Source organism: Azospirillum sp. TSO22-1, from assembly GCF_003116015.1.
In the GTDB taxonomy this organism is placed as follows: Bacteria; Pseudomonadota; Alphaproteobacteria; order Azospirillales; family Azospirillaceae; genus Azospirillum.
Genome location: NZ_LGQZ01000231.1, coordinates 1 through 1,442, shown reverse-complemented (window position 1 = coordinate 1,442; position 1,442 = coordinate 1). Strand labels below are relative to the sequence as shown.

Genomic DNA, 1,442 nt, shown 5'->3' with positions numbered 1-1,442 from the left:
CCCGCCGTCAACCCCCTGAGCTGGCGGTTTGCGACGGCGAGCATGGCGAGGTCGACGTTGGCCTGGGTGCGCAGCTCGGAGACCAGCTGCTCGACGCGCTCGACCACCGGGCGGCGCTGGGCGATCCAGTCGTCCACCGGGTGCCCGTTCCCGCCGTTCGAAACGCCGTCGAGCACCCGCACCGTCAGCGCCGTCTGGTGCGCGAACAGGTCGTCGACGATCGCCGCCACCGCCTGCTTCTGCCAGTGGTTCTCCGTCTTCGCCGCCGCCGCCTTGTCGCGCAGCCACTCCAGCCCGAAACGCCGCCCGAGCTGGAAGTACACCGCCGCCACCCCGGCCACCGCGCGCCCCGTCCGCGCCGCGATCCGCACCAGGTCCGGCGCCGAGGCCAGCACCGGCAGCGCCGCGATCCGCTTCGCCAGATCCTCCGGAACCCCGTCCGCCGCGTACACCGCCGCCCGCGCCGCCAGCCGCGCCGCCTCCTCGGCGTCCAGCACCGCGTCCAGGTTCGAGGTCAGCGCCTCCACCCCCGGCCGGTAGGTCTCCGCCTCCGCCGCGATCGACAGCGGGTGCGCGCCGCCGGTCAGGAACCACGCCACCGTCCGCTCCAGCAGCCGGATCGTCTCCACCAGCATCGCCGTCTGCACCCCGGCCGGCACCCGGGTGTCCAGCTCCTCGATGGCCTTCCACAGCGGCCGCAGCTGGAAGGCGTCGCGCACCACCGCGTACGCCCGCGCCACGTCCGCCGGGCCCATGCCGGTCTTCTCCATCATCTCCTTGACGAACACCGGCCCCACCCGGTTGACGATCGAGTTGGTCACCCCCGTCGCCACGATCTCGCGCCGCAGCCGGTGCCGCCCGATCGCCTCGCCGAAGCGCTCGCGCAGCGGGGCGGGGAAGTAGCGCACGAGGTCCTCGTGCATGAACGGGTCGTCCGGCAGCTCGGAGGCCAGCAGCTCGTCGTACAGCGTGATCTTGGCGTAGGCCAGCAGCACCGCCAGCTCCGGCCGCGTCAGCCCCTGCCGGTTGGCCATGCGCGCCGCCAGCTCCTCCTCGTCGGGCAGGTATTCGATGGCGCGGTTCAGCCGCCCGGCCTTCTCCAGCGACCGGACGAAGCGCGCCTGCGCCTCCAGCAGCTCCGCCCCGCGCGCCTGGGCGATGGTCAGCGCCTGGCTTTGCAGGTAGTTGTCGGCGAGCACCAGCCCCGCCACCTCGTCGGTCATCGCCACCAGCAGCTGGTCGCGCTGCTTGAGCGTCATGTCGCCGCGCACCACCACGTCGCCGAGCAGGATCTTGATGTTCACCTCGTGGTCCGAGGTGTCCACCCCGGCCGAGTTGTCGATGGCGTCGGTGTTGAGGCGCACGCCGTGCTGCGCCGCCTCGATGCGGCCGCGCTGGGTGACGCCGAGGTTGGCGCCCTCGCCGACCACCCGGGCGCGCAG

1 protein-coding gene is annotated in these 1,442 nt (G+C 73.1%); it reads right to left on the bottom strand.

Annotated elements, in window-relative coordinates:
* Positions 1-1,442: NAD-glutamate dehydrogenase domain-containing protein (locus TSO221_RS34490; RefSeq protein WP_146209008.1), on the bottom strand; the 1,442-nt coding region annotated here is incomplete at both ends.